Genomic DNA, 14,256 nt, shown 5'->3' with positions numbered 1-14,256 from the left:
GCACACGACTTTCGCGGACTTACAACCAGCCTCGCCGCATCGCCTGCACGCCGGCCTGGAACCGGGTCTGCGCGCCGCACCGGTCCATCAGCTGCCGCACCCGCCGTTGCACCGTTCGGGGCGCCAATCCCAGCTGCCGTGCGATGGACTCGTCGGTGAGCCCGGCGGCGAGCAGCCCCAGCAGGTTCGGGTCCACATCGGCCGCCGCCGCGTAGATCCCACCTGGACTGAACGGGATTCCCTTGTCCCAGTACAGCTCGAACGTCGAGCGCAGCACGTCCAGCAACGCCGACGGGCGGATCAGCAGCACCTTGTCGACCACGTCGCCGTTGGCCACCGGCAGCACCGCCGCGTGCGTGTCGATCACCGCGAGCTTGAACGGCAGCGTCGGCGTGACGCGGGCCCGTTCGCCCGCCGCGACCAGTTCGATGATCTCGGTGACCCGGCCGGGAAGGTCCACAGCGGACCGGTCGTAGACGACGCGCCACTGGACGTCCCGTTCGCGCGTCTCGTCCTCCAGCGCGACGTGCTCGCCCAGCGGCGTCACGTACGGCGGCTGGTCGAGCACGCAGACCTCGTTGCGCGCGCCGCGCAGCAGCGCGTGCCACAGCTCGCGCACCGCGGCGACGCCGGAGACGACCTCGACGACCGCGCTGTCGGCCAGCTCCTCCTCGCGGTTGCGCAGGTAGAGCTCCATCAGCGGGCCGACGTCCGCGCGGGCCCTGCGGTGCGCCTCCTCGCGGGCCGCGATGAGCGCCTCGACGGCGAGGTCGGGCGCGACCGCCTGCCACACGTCGCCGGGCAGGTGCCGGACCATGCCGAGCTCCCGCATCCGGTCGAGCAGCTCGGGCGCGACGCCGATCTCGGCGGTGGTGCGGCTGCCGCCCGTGACCAGCAGCTCGTAGACGGCGGTCTGCTCCGGCGAGACGCCCAGATGTCCGAACACGACACCATTGTGCGCCATTCGGCCCAGTGCTTCTGTCGTGAACACGTCAGTGTCGCCATTCGGCCTCCGCCAGACCTGTTTTCGCAGGTTCAGCGCGATTTACGGTCCTCGTCACCTCCGCAGCCGGTTCAGAACCCTGACGCCCTCCACGGCAATGCGGTGGCCCTGTGTGGAAGGACCCTGTCTCGTGAACGGATTGCGACGCACGAGCCTGTGCGCCGCGGCAGTCTCCGCCGCCGTGCTCAGCGTTGTCTCACCAGTGAACGCTGCTCCTTCACAGATCCAGTCCCAACCGGACTCGACTCACGTGAACCGCCCCTTCGAACGGCTGATCGTCGGCTACAAGCCCGGCACCGCCGAAGCCTCGTCCGACTCCGCTGCCTCGGACGACGTGAAGAGCAAGGGCAAGTCCCTGCACCGCCGCATGGCGAGCGGTGCGGTCGTCGTCGACCTCGGTTCGAAGACCTCGAACGCCGACCAGGCCATCAAGGCCTTCAAGGCGGACCCCGACGTCGCCTACGTCGAGCCGGACCTGCTGATGCAGCCGTTCGCCGACCCGAACGACACCGAGTACTCCCGGCAGTGGGACCTCTACGAGGCCACCGCGGGCATGAACGTGCCCGGCGCGTGGACCAGCTCCACCGGCGCCGGCGTGACCGTCGCCGTGATCGACACCGGCTACGTCGCGCACAGCGACCTGGCCGCCAAGATCGTGCCCGGCTACGACTTCGTCTCCGACGCCTCCCGCGCCCGTGACGGCAACGGCCGCGACTCCGACCCGTCGGACAACGGCGACTGGATGAAGGCCGGTGACTGCGGCACCGACGCGTCCGGCAACCCGTCCCCGCCGTCGGACCAGAACTCGTCCTGGCACGGCACCCACGTGGCCGGCACCATCGCCGCGGCCACCAACAACGGCAAGGGCATCGCCGGCATCGCCTACGACGCCAAGATCCAGCCCGTCCGCGTGCTGGCGCAGTGCGGTGGCTCGACCTCGGACATCGCCGACGCCATCACCTGGGCATCCGGCGGCACGGTGGCGGGCGTCCCCGCGAACCCGACCCCGGCCAAGGTCATCAACATGTCGCTGGGCGGCCAGTCGTCCTGCTCGACGACCTACCAGAACGCCATCAACGGTGCCATCAACCGCGGCACCACCGTCGTCGTCGCGGCCGGCAACTCGAACGCCAACGTCGCCAACTTCACCCCGGCCAACTGCTCCGGCGTCATCGCCGTCGCGGCGCTGGGCCGTGAAGGCAACAAGGCGTTCTACTCGAACTACGGCGCCCGCATCGACATCGCGGCCCCCGGAGGCGAGACCCGCCGCGGCACCGACACCCCCGGCACCATCACCACGCCGCAGAACGGCATCTGGTCGACCCTGAACGACGGCGCCACCACCCCCGGTGCCGAGACCTACAAGCCGTACCAGGGCACCTCGATGGCGGCCCCGCACATCGCGGGCCTCGCGGCACTGCTCGTGGCGAAGAAGCCGTCCCTGACCCCCGCCCAGGTCAAGGACCTGATCAAGAACAACGCCCGCCCCGTCCCCGGCACCTGCTCCGGCGGCTGCGGCGCGGGCCTGGCCGACGCCACGAAGGCCGTCAACGCGATCGACACCACTCCGCCGCCCTCGGGCGCCCTGGAGAACACGACCGACGTGGCCATCCCGGACAAGGGCGCCGCGGTGACCTCGTCCATCGTCTCCACCCTGGCGGGCAACGCCTCGTCGGCGGTGAAGGTCGGCGTGAACATCGTGCACACCTACCGGGGTGACCTGGTGATCGACCTGATCGCGCCGGACGGCACCGCCTACCGGCTGAAGAACTCGTCCTCTTCGGACAGTGCCGCGAACGTGGTGGCGACCTACACGGTCAACGCCTCGTCCGAGGTCGCGGCGGGCACGTGGAAGCTGCGGGTCCAGGACGTGTACTCCGGTGACACCGGGTACATCGACTCCTGGAACCTGACCCTGCAATAGCTCCGCGGGTTCGCCGAGGGGCGGCGCCTTCCATCCTGAGGAAGCGCCGCCCTTTCACATCGCCACGAGCTTGCGGTTCCGCTGCACGATCCGTTCCAGATATCCCGCCACGGCCCGGATCGACGGCAACCCGAGGATGTGCCGTTGTGCTCTGCGCGCGCCGTGCCTGATGGTCTGGTCTTCAAGCGCTTCCCGGCAGGCGGACGTGACCGCGTCCGGGCAGAAGTCGTGCACCCGCACACCGATCCGGAGCTCGCTGACCCGGTGCGCGTTGTGCATCTGGTCGTGCAACACCGGGAGCACCGCGATGGGGACGCCGGCCCGCATGGCCTCGCGAACCGAGCTGTACCCACCGTGCGACACGAGCAAATCCGCCGCCTGCAACAACAACGCCTGCGGCAACGACTCGACGAGGTGCACGTTGGACGCCTGCGCCTCCACCGGCAGCCCGCCCGTCAGCACCACCGCCTCGCAGTCCACTGCGGACAGACCGGCGACCAGGGTCTCCAGGTGCGCCAAGGGGGAGTGGCGCAGCGCCTGGTCGGGGATCGCGTCGAAGTCGAAGAGGCGCAGCGCGGACTCGCTCGCGAACACCCCGCCCGAGGTGCTGGTCGACGCGACCACGAGCGGCCGGGACGGGTCGAGGTCGGCCACCCACTGCGGCAGCCGCTCCCCGGGACTCTGGTGCGGCGGCTGCTGGTAGGCGAACGCGGCCGGCATCGGCTGGCGGGCGAAGGAACAGGCCGGCGGCACCGCGTCCAACCGGCCGTACCGGTGCGCCGAGTCGAGGGACTCGTGCAGCGGCAGGCGGAGCTCCGCGCGTCGTTCGTTCACCGCGTTCAGCAACGTCAGCCGGTCCATGTACTGGCCGACCCCGGACGGCGCGGACACGTGCGGCACGCCCAGGCGTTCGGCCACCAGCAGTCCCGCGAACTCGATCCCGTCCCGCAGCACCAGATGCGGCCGGAAGTCGGCGGCCGCGGGCAACAGCGACTGAACGGCGGCGCGGATGTGCGGTCCCGCGGCGAACTCGACGATCATCTCGTCGGCGAACGGGTCGTAGTCCGGCGGCAGCGCGAGCACCTCGCCCTGCAACAGCTCCGCCAGCTGGTCGCACACCTCCGGCAACGCGGCCGCGGTCCGCACCGGCTCGTCCGCGAAACCCCGCAGCACCGACGCCGGCCCCGCCACCAGCACCTCGTGCCCCAGTTCGGTGAGCATCGCCGCCAAGGGCAGCAGGGTTCGTGCGTGGGCGGTCGAGAACGCGACCGTGCACAACACGCGCACGTCAAACCTCCCCTGCGGCCCTAGGGTTGCGTTCCCCACCGTAGGCAGCGGCAAGGGACTGGGGCGATTGGGAAGTTCCATTCCCGGGTAACGTCGCGGACATGGGCACACTGGTGACGTTCCACGCGCATCCCGACGACGAGTGCATCGTCACGGGCGGCGTGATGCGCAAGGCGTTCGAGGAGGGACACCGGGTCGTGCTCGTCGTCGCGACCCGCGGCGAGGCAGGCGAGACCCCGGACTTCCTGGAGCCGGGCGAGGAACTCCGCCAACGCCGGGTGGCGGAGACGCACGCGGCCGCCGACCTGCTGGGCGTGGCCCGCGTGGAGTTCCTGGGCTACCTCGACTCCGGGATGATGGGCGACGAGCTGAACGCGCGGCCGGGCTCGTTCTGGACCGCGGACGTCGAGGAGGTGGCCCAGAAGCTCGCGGCGATCCTGCTCGAAGAGGACGCCACCGCGTTGACCATCTACGACCGCTTCGGCGGCTACGGCCACCCCGACCACATCCAGGTGCACCGGGTGGGCAAGCGTGCCGCGGAGATCGCGCGGACCCCGGCGGTGTACCAGGCGAAGGTGCGCGAGACCCGCCTGCGGGAAGCGATGCGACGGGCAGGCGAGGAGCCGTCGCCGCTGGGCGACGAGGCCGTGCCGGACTCGGAGATCAACGTCAGCGTCGACGTCGCGAAGTACCTGGACGTGAAGCGGGCGGCGATGCGCGCGCACGCCTCGCAGATCCCGGAGGACTCGTTCTTCCTGAAGCTGGACGACCAGACCTTCGCCTACGCCTTCGACACGGAGTGCTTCATCCGCCCCGGCCACGGCCAGTCGTCCACTTTGGACCTGTGAGGCGCGGGGACGGCCTGCAGGACCGTCCCCGTTCTCTGCTCGGCTACTTCACGCGCTGCGGCGGCGGCGCAGGAACAGCAGGGTGCCGGCACCGGCGCCCACGAGACCCAGACCCGACAGCAGCAGCGCGATCGGGGCGGCACCGGTCGCCGCGAGCGGCGGTTCCGGCGTGCTGCCACCGGGGGCCGGCGGCGTGACGGAGGACGAGGGCGCCTCCGACGTCGTCGTCGTGGTGGTCGTCGTGGTCGTGGTGGTCGTCGTGGTGGTCGACGTCTTGTCGCACACCTCGGTGGTGTAGACGAAGTGCTTGTCGAAGTTCCGGTTCTTCGACTTGTCGGTGTCGTACGCCTTCACGTCGACGGTGAAGGTGTGTGCGACCTTGCCGTCGAGGCCCTTCTTGTCCACGCTCCACGTCGAGCCGAACTTCTCGGTGGGGACCAGGACGTTGTTGCCGTCCGTGATCACAACCGTGTTCCTCTGCTCGGGCGCGAACTGCGTGAGGTTCACGTGGAGGATCGCGTCCTTCCCGTCGCACTTCGCATACCCGTCAGCGGTGTGCGCGCTGGCAGGGGTGGCCATCACCAAGGTGGCCAGTGCGGCGGTGGCAGTCACCGCGAACGCGCCGAGAACTCTACTTGCCAACTGACTTTCTCCTGCTCTGGTGGGTGCGCGGCGGATCGAGCACATTCACGTTCTTGATCACCCGACCGGGTGAACCGCGTCAAATTAGCAACCGAGAGCGGTGGAAAGGTCACTGTCCGGCAACACTTGTATCGTCACGTACGGAATTTCTTCACACGTTCGAGGAGGCCGAGCATCCCGGCCACCAGACGCATCTGCTCGACCCCCCGGACGTCGGCGTCCAGCAGCCGCGGCGAGCAGATCATCACGGCGAGCACCTGGGCACGTGACAGTGCCACGTTCAATCTGTTACGTGACAAAAGAAAGTCCAGGCCACGCGGCAGGTCCACGGTGGACGACGACGTCATGGACATGATGACCGCAGGTGCCTCCTGCCCCTGGAACCGGTCCACTGTGCCCACCCGCGTTTCGTCGAACCCCGCATCGGCCAACCGCCTCCGGATGACCCTGACCTGCAGGTTGTACGGTGCGACCACCAGCACGTCGGCCGCGGTCAGCTCACGCGTCCGCCCGTTGTCCGTCCACCTGCGACCGACGATCCACCGCACGGTGTCCACCACGGCGTCGGCCTCCTCGGCCGACGACGTGATGTTGTGCCGGTGATCGACCTCACGCAGGTGGATGCCGGGCTCGATGCCCTCGATGGAACGGTTATGGGCAGTTTCGTGCGAATGGAGCAGTCCCGCGTACGACAGCTCCGACACCGGCCGGCACACCTCCGGGTGCATGCGGCGCGTTTCGGCCAGAAAGTAGCCCAAATGGTCAGGGATGACGTCCGCGTCACCGAGCAGGTGCCCGAGCGCGGACGCGTCGGAGCCCGGCGGGTGCACGCCCTGCACGACCTGCGGCAGCTGCTGCGGGTCACCCAGCAGTACGAGGTTCCGCGCCGCCGTCGCCACCGCCACCGCGTCGGCGAGCGCGAACTGGCCCGCCTCGTCGATGATCATCACGTCGAACGGCTGGGCCTTGATCACGGCGTTGGCGAACGTCCACGCGGTGCCGCCGACGAGGTGTCCCTCTGGGTGCTCCTCACGCCACCTGGCGAGCGCGCCGTTGTCCTTCGGCTGGTCCCACGGCACGTCCTCCTCGGGCTTTCCCTTGGGGCGCTTGGCCATCGGGATGTCCGCATCGACCGAGCCCAGCACGTTCTCGACGGCCTTGTGCGACGTCGACGTCACCGCGACGGTCTTGCCCTGGTCGATCAGGTGCCGCACGAGCTTGGTGGCGAGGTACGTCTTGCCGGCACCGGGCGGCCCCTGCACGGCGAGCGTGCCGCCGTCGAGCTGGTCGACCGCCTTGATCACGGCCTGCACGACGTCCGGGTGCTGCGGCAACGGCCCCGGCGGCGTGCGCAGCAGCAGGTCGATGCCGGGGTTGCGGGGGAGCAGCGGCAGCAGGTGCACCGCCTGCTCGGCCAGCTCCGCGACCGCCTCGTCCTTCGGCGCCGCCGGGACCGGGCTGCCGGGCAGCACCGCGATGGGCAGTTCGGCGTGCTCCTGCGCCGCGCTCTCGGTGATGATGAGCTCGTACGGGTTGTCGTCCGACACGACCGCGTTGCGCGTGACGTTGCCCGGATACAGCAGCCTGACCTGCTCGTCCTTGCCGAACGGATGCGGCCGCTCCGGGTCGATCCGCGCGTGCACCTGCCGCTTGTGCGTGCGCACCCGCCCGCTCGGCGGCACCCAGTCCTCGGTCCTGAGCGTGATCGGCACCGCGCAGTTGGAGTCGGTCTCCAGATCCGAGATCGGCGCACTGGCCTGCCGGAAGAAGTCACCCCACGCCGGACTCGCCTCCCGCCGGTGATAGCCCACGGTGGCCGCGAACAACGTGTGCCCCTCGGCGATCAACGGCTCGGTGAGCGCGGCCATCCGGCGCGCCCGCTCCGCCGCCTTCTCCAGCGCGGCCTCGTCGCGCTCTTCGCGAACCGCGGTCTCGACACCGTGCTCGCGCTTGATCCTCTCCAGCAGGTCCCGCACGCCCCGCGTCGGAACCTCGTCCTGCACCAGCGGTTTCAGCGCCGCCAACGTGTACTCGCGCGTCGAGATCCTCAACGCCCGCCGCGTGAGCGCACCGAGATCCACGCACCGCTTGACCAGTTCGTCCACTTCGGACTCTTTCGTCGCCGTGCGCGCGGCCCGGGCGGCGAGGTCGTGCGGCGTGAAGTGGTAGACGGTGCCCGTCGGCGTGCGGTCGACGAACTCCGCGAACGTGCCCTCCCAGCCGGGCGTGCGGAACGTGTCGCCCTCGACCTCCAGGAAGACGTCGTCCTCCTGCGGCTCCGGGAGGTGCTGCAGCGCTTCCGGTACCACGACCTCGTAACTGATGACGCCCGTGCGCTCCTGCTGCACCTGCAGCCGGGCCTGCGCGGTCAACGCCGTGAAGCTCGCGGGCGACAGCGTGGCGGGTCGCTCCTCGGTGGTCGCAAGAGCATCGATGGTTTCAATGCCGACCGAAACCAGCTTTCGCCGCTGGTCCGCCCTCAGCCCGGCGACCAGCGACAGGTCGCGGGCCTCTTCGCGGCCCGCAGCACAGTGCCGGGCGAAGCGGCACCCGTTGCACGCGGCCCTGACGTCACCCCACGACCGCGTCGGGGCCGGTCCGGGGTTCGCGAGCCGGGTCTTGAGCCTGGTCAGCAGCGGGGTGAAGTCGGCGGTGCGGAACGTCGTGCGCCTGCCGTCGACGACCAGGTGCGCGCGTTCGGCTCCGATGGCCTGCGCGGCCGCGGTCAGGCTGAGGACGGTGAGCGGGGTGGCCTCGGCGGTCTCGTCGCACGGTTCGTAGCCGGCGGGCGTGCGGACGAGGGTCTGCGCCGAGCAGTGGAACTCGCCGTCGAAGAAGACCGCGTTCTCGATGATGTCGTGCTGTTCGCGCATCCTCGCGGCGGTGCTCTCGGCAGCCGCGCGCAGTTCGTCCGGATCGCCCTGCCGGTCCTGTCGTCCGAGATGGCCGCGGTGCTCGCACTCGAGCAGGTCGACGAGGTCGGACGGGCTGGCGAGCATGGACAGTGATGCTAGTGTCCGACTCAGCCGCCGCCCGGCACCCCTGGAAGGCGTTTCATGCTCCCCCTGCTCCTGGCGGCCCTGCTCATCGCACCCCCTCCCGGCGTGGACTTCCAGAACGAAGGCACCCTGAACGGCTGGGACTACCACTACACCCAGAAGAACGGCGTCATCCGTGACGTCACGAACGTCGCGTACAAGGGGTCGACGGCCATCGAGGCCAAGCAGACCTACATCGGCGAGACCGGCGGCTACCACTCGGAGACGATCGACCGCGGCGCCCAGTCGGTCGGCGAGGACCGCTACTACGGTCAGGCGGTCATGCTCCCGGCGGACTGGCGGTACCACGACCAGAACGTGACGTTCCAGCAGTGGTCACCGGAGGATCCCGAAGGGCCGTGGCTGCTGATGTTCGTGCAGAACGACGAGATCCGCTACGGCGGCTCCGGCGGCATCTCCGGGACGGCCGGCAAGATCAGGCGCGGCGAGTGGACCCGGATCGTGACGCGCTTCAAGCTCGCGAAGGACAGCGGCAGGTTCGAGGTGTGGATCAACGGGCAGAAGGTCGTGTCGCGCACGCAGACCGTGCTGCCCAAGACGTCGAAGACCATGCGGTGGTCGTCCGGCATCTACTGCACGGCGTGGCGCAACGGCAAGCCCGCCGGTCAGTCGACGTTGTCGATCTATCACGACCACCACCGCGTCGCGACGAGCTACGCGTTGGCCGAGCCCGCCAACTGGTAGTCCCGCAGGCACGGGCGGACGACCCGCGTTCATCCCCGTCACGCGGGTCGTCCGCCCGCACGGCTAGACGTTCGCCTCGACCAGGTGCAGCAGGGCCTCGTGGTAGTTGTTCGGGTAGTCGTGCGGCTTGAACGGCCGGGTCTGCGCGCGCACCAACGCCGCCGCGGCGGCCAGTTCGCCGGTGCGGACCTCCGTGTCGCGGTGCAGGAACGCGAAGTGCGGCTCGCGGACCTCGTCCGGCCACAGCAGGGTGTGCAGGACGATCACCCCGTGCTGGGGGCGCAGGGCGGCCAGGGTCTCCTTGCCGCGCAGGCCGAACTTCACGATGGCGGCGGTCTTGGTGCGCTCCAGGGTCTCGCGCAGCAGCACGTAGGAGCGGACCGCCAGGTCGTCCGGTTCGACGTAGTAGCTGCGGTGCAACGCGATCGGGTCCAGGTCGGTGACCGGCGCGAACTGCTGGACGTCGATGACGCCGTCCTCCGGGGCCGGCAGGTCGCGCGGGTCGATCTGGACGATGCGGCCGTCGTCGAGCTCGTAGCCGCGGCCTATGTCGTCCGGGGTCAGGCGCAGCGAGCACTCGCCGCACACCTGTTGGTGCCGCACGCGGCCGCTGTCCTCGCGGTGCACCAGGTGCACTCTGCCGCGGTGTTCCGTCGACGCGGACACCAGCCGCACCGTCATCGTCGTCATGCCGAACCGAAGTGCTCCCCGCCACACAGTTCTCATGACAAATGGGTACGTCAAACGCAGGCCGTGTTCACCCAGGGCGTGACGAAAAGGCTCGTTCGGGTGCGTCCGACGGGTACCTCGGACACGTGCGTCGGCACGGCACCCCTACCAGGCGGCCGGCGAGTAGTCCTTCAGGAAGCAGCCGTACAGGTCCTCGCCCGCCTCGCCGCGCACGATCGGGTCGTACACGCGCGCGGCCCCGTCGACCAGGTCCAAGGGTGCGTGGAAGCCCTCGTCGGCCAGGCGCATCTTCAACGGGTGCGGGCGCTCGTCGGTGATCCAGCCCGTGTCGACGGCGGTCATCAGGATGCCGTCGGTCTGCAGCATCTCCTCGGCGCTGGTGCGCGTCAACATGTTCAGCGCGGCCTTCGCCATGTTCGTGTGCGGGTGGCCGGAACCCTTGTAGGCGCGGGAGAACTGACCCTCCATTGCGGACACGTTCACCACGTACTTGCGCCTGGCGGACGACTTCGCCATGGCCGGGCGCAGCCGCGAGATCAGCAGGAACGGCGCGGTCGAGTTGCACAGCTGCACTTCCAGCAGCTCCACCGGGTCGACCTCGTCGACGTTCTGGATCCACGAGTTCACCGCGGCGGTGTCGGGCACGAGGCCGCCCGCGTCGATGTCCTTGGAACCCGCCATCAGCGCCAGCGTCGTCACCGAGTGCGCCTCGGGGACCGCGGTGCCGGGCAGCGCCAGCTGGCCGTGGCCGCCGAACGAGATCAGCTCGGGGCGGCGGGCGTCACCGGTCAGCGCCTCGTGCTCGGCGGCGGCCAGCGGGGCGTAGGCGCCGGGGGAGCGGCGGACGGTCTGGGCGGCGTTGTTGATGAGGACGTCCAGCGGGCCTCGCAGGGCCACCTCGTCGGCCAGCGCGAGCACCTGGGCCGGGTCGCGCAGGTCGATGCCCACGATCTTGAGCCGGTCGATCCAGTCGGCCGCGTCGGGCATGGAGGCGAACCGGCGGGCGGCGTCCTTCGGGAAGCGTGTGGTGATCGTGGTGTGCGCGCCGTCACGCAGCAGGCGCAGCGCGATGTACATGCCGATCTTCGCGCGGCCGCCGGTCAGCAGGGCGTTGCGGCCGGTCAGGTCGGTGCGGGCGTCGCGCTTGCCGTGGTTGAACGCGGCGCAGGACGGGCAGAGGTTGTGGTAGAAGGCGTCGACCTCGACGAACCGCCGGCGGCACGTGTAGCAGGACCGCGCGCGCATCAGCGTGCCCGCGGTGGCACCGGTCGCGTTCGACACGAGCGGCAGGCCCTGCGTCTCGTCGTCGATGCGGTCCGGCGACCCGGTGGCGGTCAGGGCGGTGACGGCGCGGTCGTTGGCCGTGATGGCGGCCCGGCGTTCGGTCTTGCGGAACTTCTTCGCGGCCTTGAAGATCTTGGCGGTGGCCCGGCGGACGCGCACCGCGTCCTCGTGCTCCGCGGGCAGGTCCTCCACCTGGGCGAGCACGCGCAGGCAGATTTCCAGCTCCGCGGGGTCGATCGAGGTCATGAGCAGGCATTTTACGGGTTGTGGGGTGATGGTCCGATGACCGGGCCCGAACTGCTGGTGCTGTGGGACATCGACAACACGCTGATCTCGGCGCGCGGCTTCGGCAAGCTGATGTACCGCACGGCGTTCCGGTCGGCGTTCGGCAGGGAGCTCGAAGGGGCTCCGGACCTCGGCGGACGCACCGAGCTCGACGTCATCGCCGAGCTGCTGCACCGGCACGACATCGAGCACACCGAGGACTCCTCCCGGCTGCTCGCCACCGCGCTCACCGACTCGTTCCACCGCCGCCGCCACGACCTGCCCGGCCACGCCGAGGTGCTGCCGGGGGCGCTGGCCGCACTGCGGCACTTCGCCGCCGACCCGCGGGTGCACCAGGGCGTGCTGACGGCGAACCTCAGGACCGTCGCCAGGATCAAGCTGGAGGCGTTCGAGCTCGCCGATCTCGTGGACTGGGACGTGAGCGCGTTCGGCGACGACCACGCCGATCGGGCGGAGCTCGTGACGTTCGCGCGGGAGCGCGCGCAGCACATCCGGTTCTTCACACCTGACGAGGTCGTGCTCATCGGCGACACCCCGCACGACGTCTACGCCGCCACCAAGGCAGGGGTGCGGCTCGTGGCCGTCGCGACCGGGCGCAGCAGCAAGCAGGACCTCCACGAAGCCGGTGCGGAGATCGTGCTCGACGACCTGCGCGACCTCGGCGAGCTGACCCGGCAGGTGTGGAGAACGGGCAGCACGGGAAACCGCACCGCATGAACCCCGAAGCACCCGACGCGGACGTGCAGGAGCAGCAGCGCGAGATCGTCCCGCAGGAGCCGATCGAGACGCCGGACGTGCCGTTCGAAGCCAACGAGGCGGATGCCGTCGAACAACAGCGGGAAGTCCCGCTGGACGACGAGGATGAGGTCTAACGGGCTCTGGTCTGGCATCGATCACGGCGTTATCGTGCGCGGCATGCCCACAGCAGGCGGCCCGACAGTCAAACGGCTGTCCCAGCCGGACGCCGACATCAAACCCAAGGCCCTCGGCTTGCCCCAGGGACGCACGGTCATCTCGGTCTTCGGCTCCACTCAAGACATCGAGACGGATCTCGCCGCGAAGTTGTTGCCGGTCCTCAGATCCGTCGTGGTGACCGCGGCGCGCAACAGCGCGGTGTTCGTCACGGAAGGCACCGACAGAGGCGTGGTCCACTTGCTGGGCATGGCTTTGCAGGCCTGTGAGCAACGCTGGCCCGTCGTGGTCGGGGTCGCGCCCAGCAGCAAGGTGCACGACCTCACCGAGACCTCCACCAACGGTCAGGTCGCGCTGGAGCCCAACCACAGCGTCGCCGTCATCGTGCCCGGTTCGGAGTGGACGGACGCGACGCCGGTGCTGTTCCGGACGATCGACGCCGTGCGGCACAAGAGGCCCGTCATCGCTCTCGTCGTCGGAGGCGAGAGCGAGAGGGAGATCATCGACCACCTCAGCGGCGACAACCCGCTGCTGGTGCTCGCCGGCACGGGTGGCCTCGCGGACCGCATCGCGACCGGTGACCTCACCGGTGACCTCGCGGTGCTGGTGCGCAGCGGCAAGATCTTCGTCGTCCACGTCGACGAGGGCGCCGGCAAGGTCGTCACCGCGCTGGAGAGGTTGCTGGGCAAGGAGAAGCCCGTCAAACCGCCGAGGATCTGGCCCAAGGTCCGGTACCGGGCGCCGGAACCCCGGCCGTTGATCGACCCCGGTTTCGTCGTCGCCTACCCGTTGCTCGCGGACGCGATCCACGACGCCAACGCGGTCGTCGCGCCGGCGTTCCACGAACTGGACGCGCAGGCCGACGTCGAGCAGAACCGCTACCGGCTGATGGCCGTGCTGGCCATCGCGGGCGGGCTCACCACGACGGTGTTCGGCGCGCTGCAGACCTGGCTCGAGGACACGCCGTGGCCGGGCGTCCTGGTGGTCGCGGGCGGTGCGTTCGCCGCCGCCATCACGATCGTGGCGCGCAAGCGGGAGTCGCTCGACAAGTACCTGACCGCCCGCTACCGCGCGGAACGCCTGCGCGCGCTGTACTTCGCGCACCTGGCCGCCCCCGCGCCGAGCACGGAATCCGAACGCCAGGACAAGGTGGCGGACCTGGAGGCCGCGGTCAGCGACCGCAAGCACGAGGTGGTCAGGACATGAGCGACAAGCAGCGGCAGGCCCAGTTCGTCGAAGCCTATCTGCGGCACCGGTTCTCCGATCGCCTCGACCACTTCGAACGCGGCCGCAGGCGGTACGCCGGCGCCCGGACGTGGACGGTCGCGATCGCCGCCGCGCTCTTCATCGCCGCGGCCGCCGCGGCGGCGGTGGGCATGGCGGACGGGCCACGCCGGGCCCTGTGGGGTTTCGCCGCGACGACGCTGGCCGCCCTGGCCACCGCGGTGTCGTTGTACGAGGCCACGTTCGGGTTCCGCCGCCTGGCGCGGGAGAACGCCATCACGTCCGTTGCGCTGCAACGGCTCGCGGTGGACGGTCCCACGCCGGACGATGTGGACGATGAAAGGCTCGTCGCATTTGTGACCGAAGTGGAGTCGGTGCTGCGGTACGGGCGGTGAAGCGAATTTCTGGAGACAA

13 protein-coding genes are annotated in these 14,256 nt (G+C 69.9%); 7 read left to right on the top strand and 6 right to left on the bottom strand.

The annotated features are described in order from the left end of the window. Positions 1-19: 19 nt before the first annotated feature. Complete coding sequence (locus ACWEIJ_RS06615) at positions 20-946, bottom strand: LuxR C-terminal-related transcriptional regulator (RefSeq protein WP_449836160.1); 927 nt, start codon at positions 944-946, stop codon at positions 20-22. A 307-nt stretch (positions 947-1,253) separates the two neighbouring features. Here ACWEIJ_RS06615 and ACWEIJ_RS06610 point away from each other — a divergent pair, with 307 nt between their 5' ends. Beyond that, the gene (locus tag ACWEIJ_RS06610; RefSeq protein ID WP_449836159.1) at positions 1,254-2,927 is read left to right on the top strand and encodes a S8 family peptidase; all 1,674 of its coding nucleotides are present in this window, start codon (positions 1,254-1,256) and stop codon (positions 2,925-2,927) included. A gap of 54 nt (positions 2,928-2,981) precedes the next feature. On the opposite strand, the gene ACWEIJ_RS06605 is transcribed toward ACWEIJ_RS06610, so the two are convergent. Beyond that, positions 2,982-4,214: a glycosyltransferase gene (locus ACWEIJ_RS06605; RefSeq protein WP_449836158.1), complete on the bottom strand. Its 1,233-nt coding sequence runs from the start codon at positions 4,212-4,214 to the stop codon at positions 2,982-2,984. 101 nt (positions 4,215-4,315) lie between these two features. Here ACWEIJ_RS06605 and ACWEIJ_RS06600 point away from each other — a divergent pair, with 101 nt between their 5' ends. Then, positions 4,316-5,062, top strand: a complete 747-nt coding sequence (locus ACWEIJ_RS06600; protein WP_449836157.1) for a PIG-L family deacetylase — start codon at positions 4,316-4,318, stop codon at positions 5,060-5,062. A gap of 48 nt (positions 5,063-5,110) precedes the next feature. Here the strand turns inward: ACWEIJ_RS06600 and ACWEIJ_RS06595 are convergent, their stop codons facing one another. Both ACWEIJ_RS06595 and ACWEIJ_RS06590 read right to left on the bottom strand, forming a co-directional pair. Then, the gene (locus ACWEIJ_RS06595; protein ID WP_449836156.1) at positions 5,111-5,704 is read right to left on the bottom strand and encodes a hypothetical protein; all 594 of its coding nucleotides are present in this window, start codon (positions 5,702-5,704) and stop codon (positions 5,111-5,113) included. 134 nt (positions 5,705-5,838) lie between these two features. Beyond that, positions 5,839-8,703, bottom strand: coding sequence for an AAA domain-containing protein (locus tag ACWEIJ_RS06590; protein ID WP_449836155.1), 2,865 nt, complete (start codon positions 8,701-8,703; stop codon positions 5,839-5,841). Between the two features lie 57 nt (positions 8,704-8,760). Between ACWEIJ_RS06590 and ACWEIJ_RS06585 the strand changes: the two genes are divergently transcribed. After that, entirely contained in the window at positions 8,761-9,447 is a 687-nt protein-coding gene (locus tag ACWEIJ_RS06585) for a heparin lyase I family protein (RefSeq protein WP_449836154.1), read from the top strand. A 63-nt stretch (positions 9,448-9,510) separates the two neighbouring features. On the opposite strand, the gene ku is transcribed toward ACWEIJ_RS06585, so the two are convergent. Together ku and ACWEIJ_RS06575 are read right to left on the bottom strand one after the other, a co-directional pair. After that, positions 9,511-10,173: a non-homologous end joining protein Ku gene (ku, locus tag ACWEIJ_RS06580; protein ID WP_449836153.1), complete on the bottom strand. Its 663-nt coding sequence runs from the start codon at positions 10,171-10,173 to the stop codon at positions 9,511-9,513. A gap of 108 nt (positions 10,174-10,281) precedes the next feature. Next, positions 10,282-11,667, bottom strand: coding sequence for an SDR family NAD(P)-dependent oxidoreductase (locus ACWEIJ_RS06575; protein ID WP_449836152.1), 1,386 nt, complete (start codon positions 11,665-11,667; stop codon positions 10,282-10,284). Positions 11,668-11,703: 36 nt separating this feature from the next. Here ACWEIJ_RS06575 and ACWEIJ_RS06570 point away from each other — a divergent pair, with 36 nt between their 5' ends. From ACWEIJ_RS06570 to ACWEIJ_RS06555, 4 genes are read left to right on the top strand one after another with little or no spacing between them, the layout of a single operon-like run. Then, positions 11,704-12,423 carry an HAD family hydrolase gene (locus ACWEIJ_RS06570; RefSeq protein ID WP_449836151.1) on the top strand — a complete coding sequence of 240 codons (720 nt, stop codon included), beginning with the start codon at positions 11,704-11,706 and terminating at the stop codon, positions 12,421-12,423. Next, the gene (locus tag ACWEIJ_RS06565; RefSeq protein ID WP_449836150.1) at positions 12,420-12,578 is read left to right on the top strand and encodes a hypothetical protein; all 159 of its coding nucleotides are present in this window, start codon (positions 12,420-12,422) and stop codon (positions 12,576-12,578) included. The genes ACWEIJ_RS06570 and ACWEIJ_RS06565 overlap by 4 nt, the downstream gene beginning before the upstream one ends. A 43-nt stretch (positions 12,579-12,621) precedes the next feature. Continuing rightward, on the top strand, positions 12,622-13,824 hold the full coding sequence (locus ACWEIJ_RS06560) for a hypothetical protein (protein WP_449836149.1): 1,203 nt from the start codon (positions 12,622-12,624) through the stop codon (positions 13,822-13,824). Then, positions 13,821-14,237 (top strand): SLATT domain-containing protein, encoded by a 417-nt coding sequence (locus tag ACWEIJ_RS06555; RefSeq protein ID WP_449836148.1) that lies wholly within the window; start codon positions 13,821-13,823, stop codon positions 14,235-14,237. The genes ACWEIJ_RS06560 and ACWEIJ_RS06555 overlap by 4 nt, the downstream gene beginning before the upstream one ends. Positions 14,238-14,256: the final 19 nt, after the last annotated feature.

It is taken from the genome of Lentzea sp. NPDC004789 (assembly GCF_053601075.1).
Note: the sequence above shows the minus strand (reverse complement) of the source record. Positions and strands in the feature narration are given on the sequence as shown.

Bases quoted from the DNA above. Each gene is read 5' to 3' on its own strand.
- ACWEIJ_RS06600 (WP_449836157.1), top strand. From the start codon at position 4,316: ATGGGCACACTGGTGACGTTCCACGCGCATCCCGACGACGAGTGCATC.
- ACWEIJ_RS06590 (WP_449836155.1), bottom strand. From the start codon at position 8,703: ATGCTCGCCAGCCCGTCCGACCTCGTCGACCTGCTCGAGTGCGAGCAC.
- ACWEIJ_RS06585 (WP_449836154.1), top strand. From the start codon at position 8,761: ATGCTCCCCCTGCTCCTGGCGGCCCTGCTCATCGCACCCCCTCCCGGC.
- ku (WP_449836153.1), bottom strand. From the start codon at position 10,173: ATGAGAACTGTGTGGCGGGGAGCACTTCGGTTCGGCATGACGACGATG.
- ACWEIJ_RS06575 (WP_449836152.1), bottom strand. From the start codon at position 11,667: ATGACCTCGATCGACCCCGCGGAGCTGGAAATCTGCCTGCGCGTGCTC.
- ACWEIJ_RS06570 (WP_449836151.1), top strand. From the start codon at position 11,704: ATGACCGGGCCCGAACTGCTGGTGCTGTGGGACATCGACAACACGCTG.
- ACWEIJ_RS06565 (WP_449836150.1), top strand. From the start codon at position 12,420: ATGAACCCCGAAGCACCCGACGCGGACGTGCAGGAGCAGCAGCGCGAG.
- ACWEIJ_RS06560 (WP_449836149.1), top strand. From the start codon at position 12,622: ATGCCCACAGCAGGCGGCCCGACAGTCAAACGGCTGTCCCAGCCGGAC.
- ACWEIJ_RS06555 (WP_449836148.1), top strand. From the start codon at position 13,821: ATGAGCGACAAGCAGCGGCAGGCCCAGTTCGTCGAAGCCTATCTGCGG.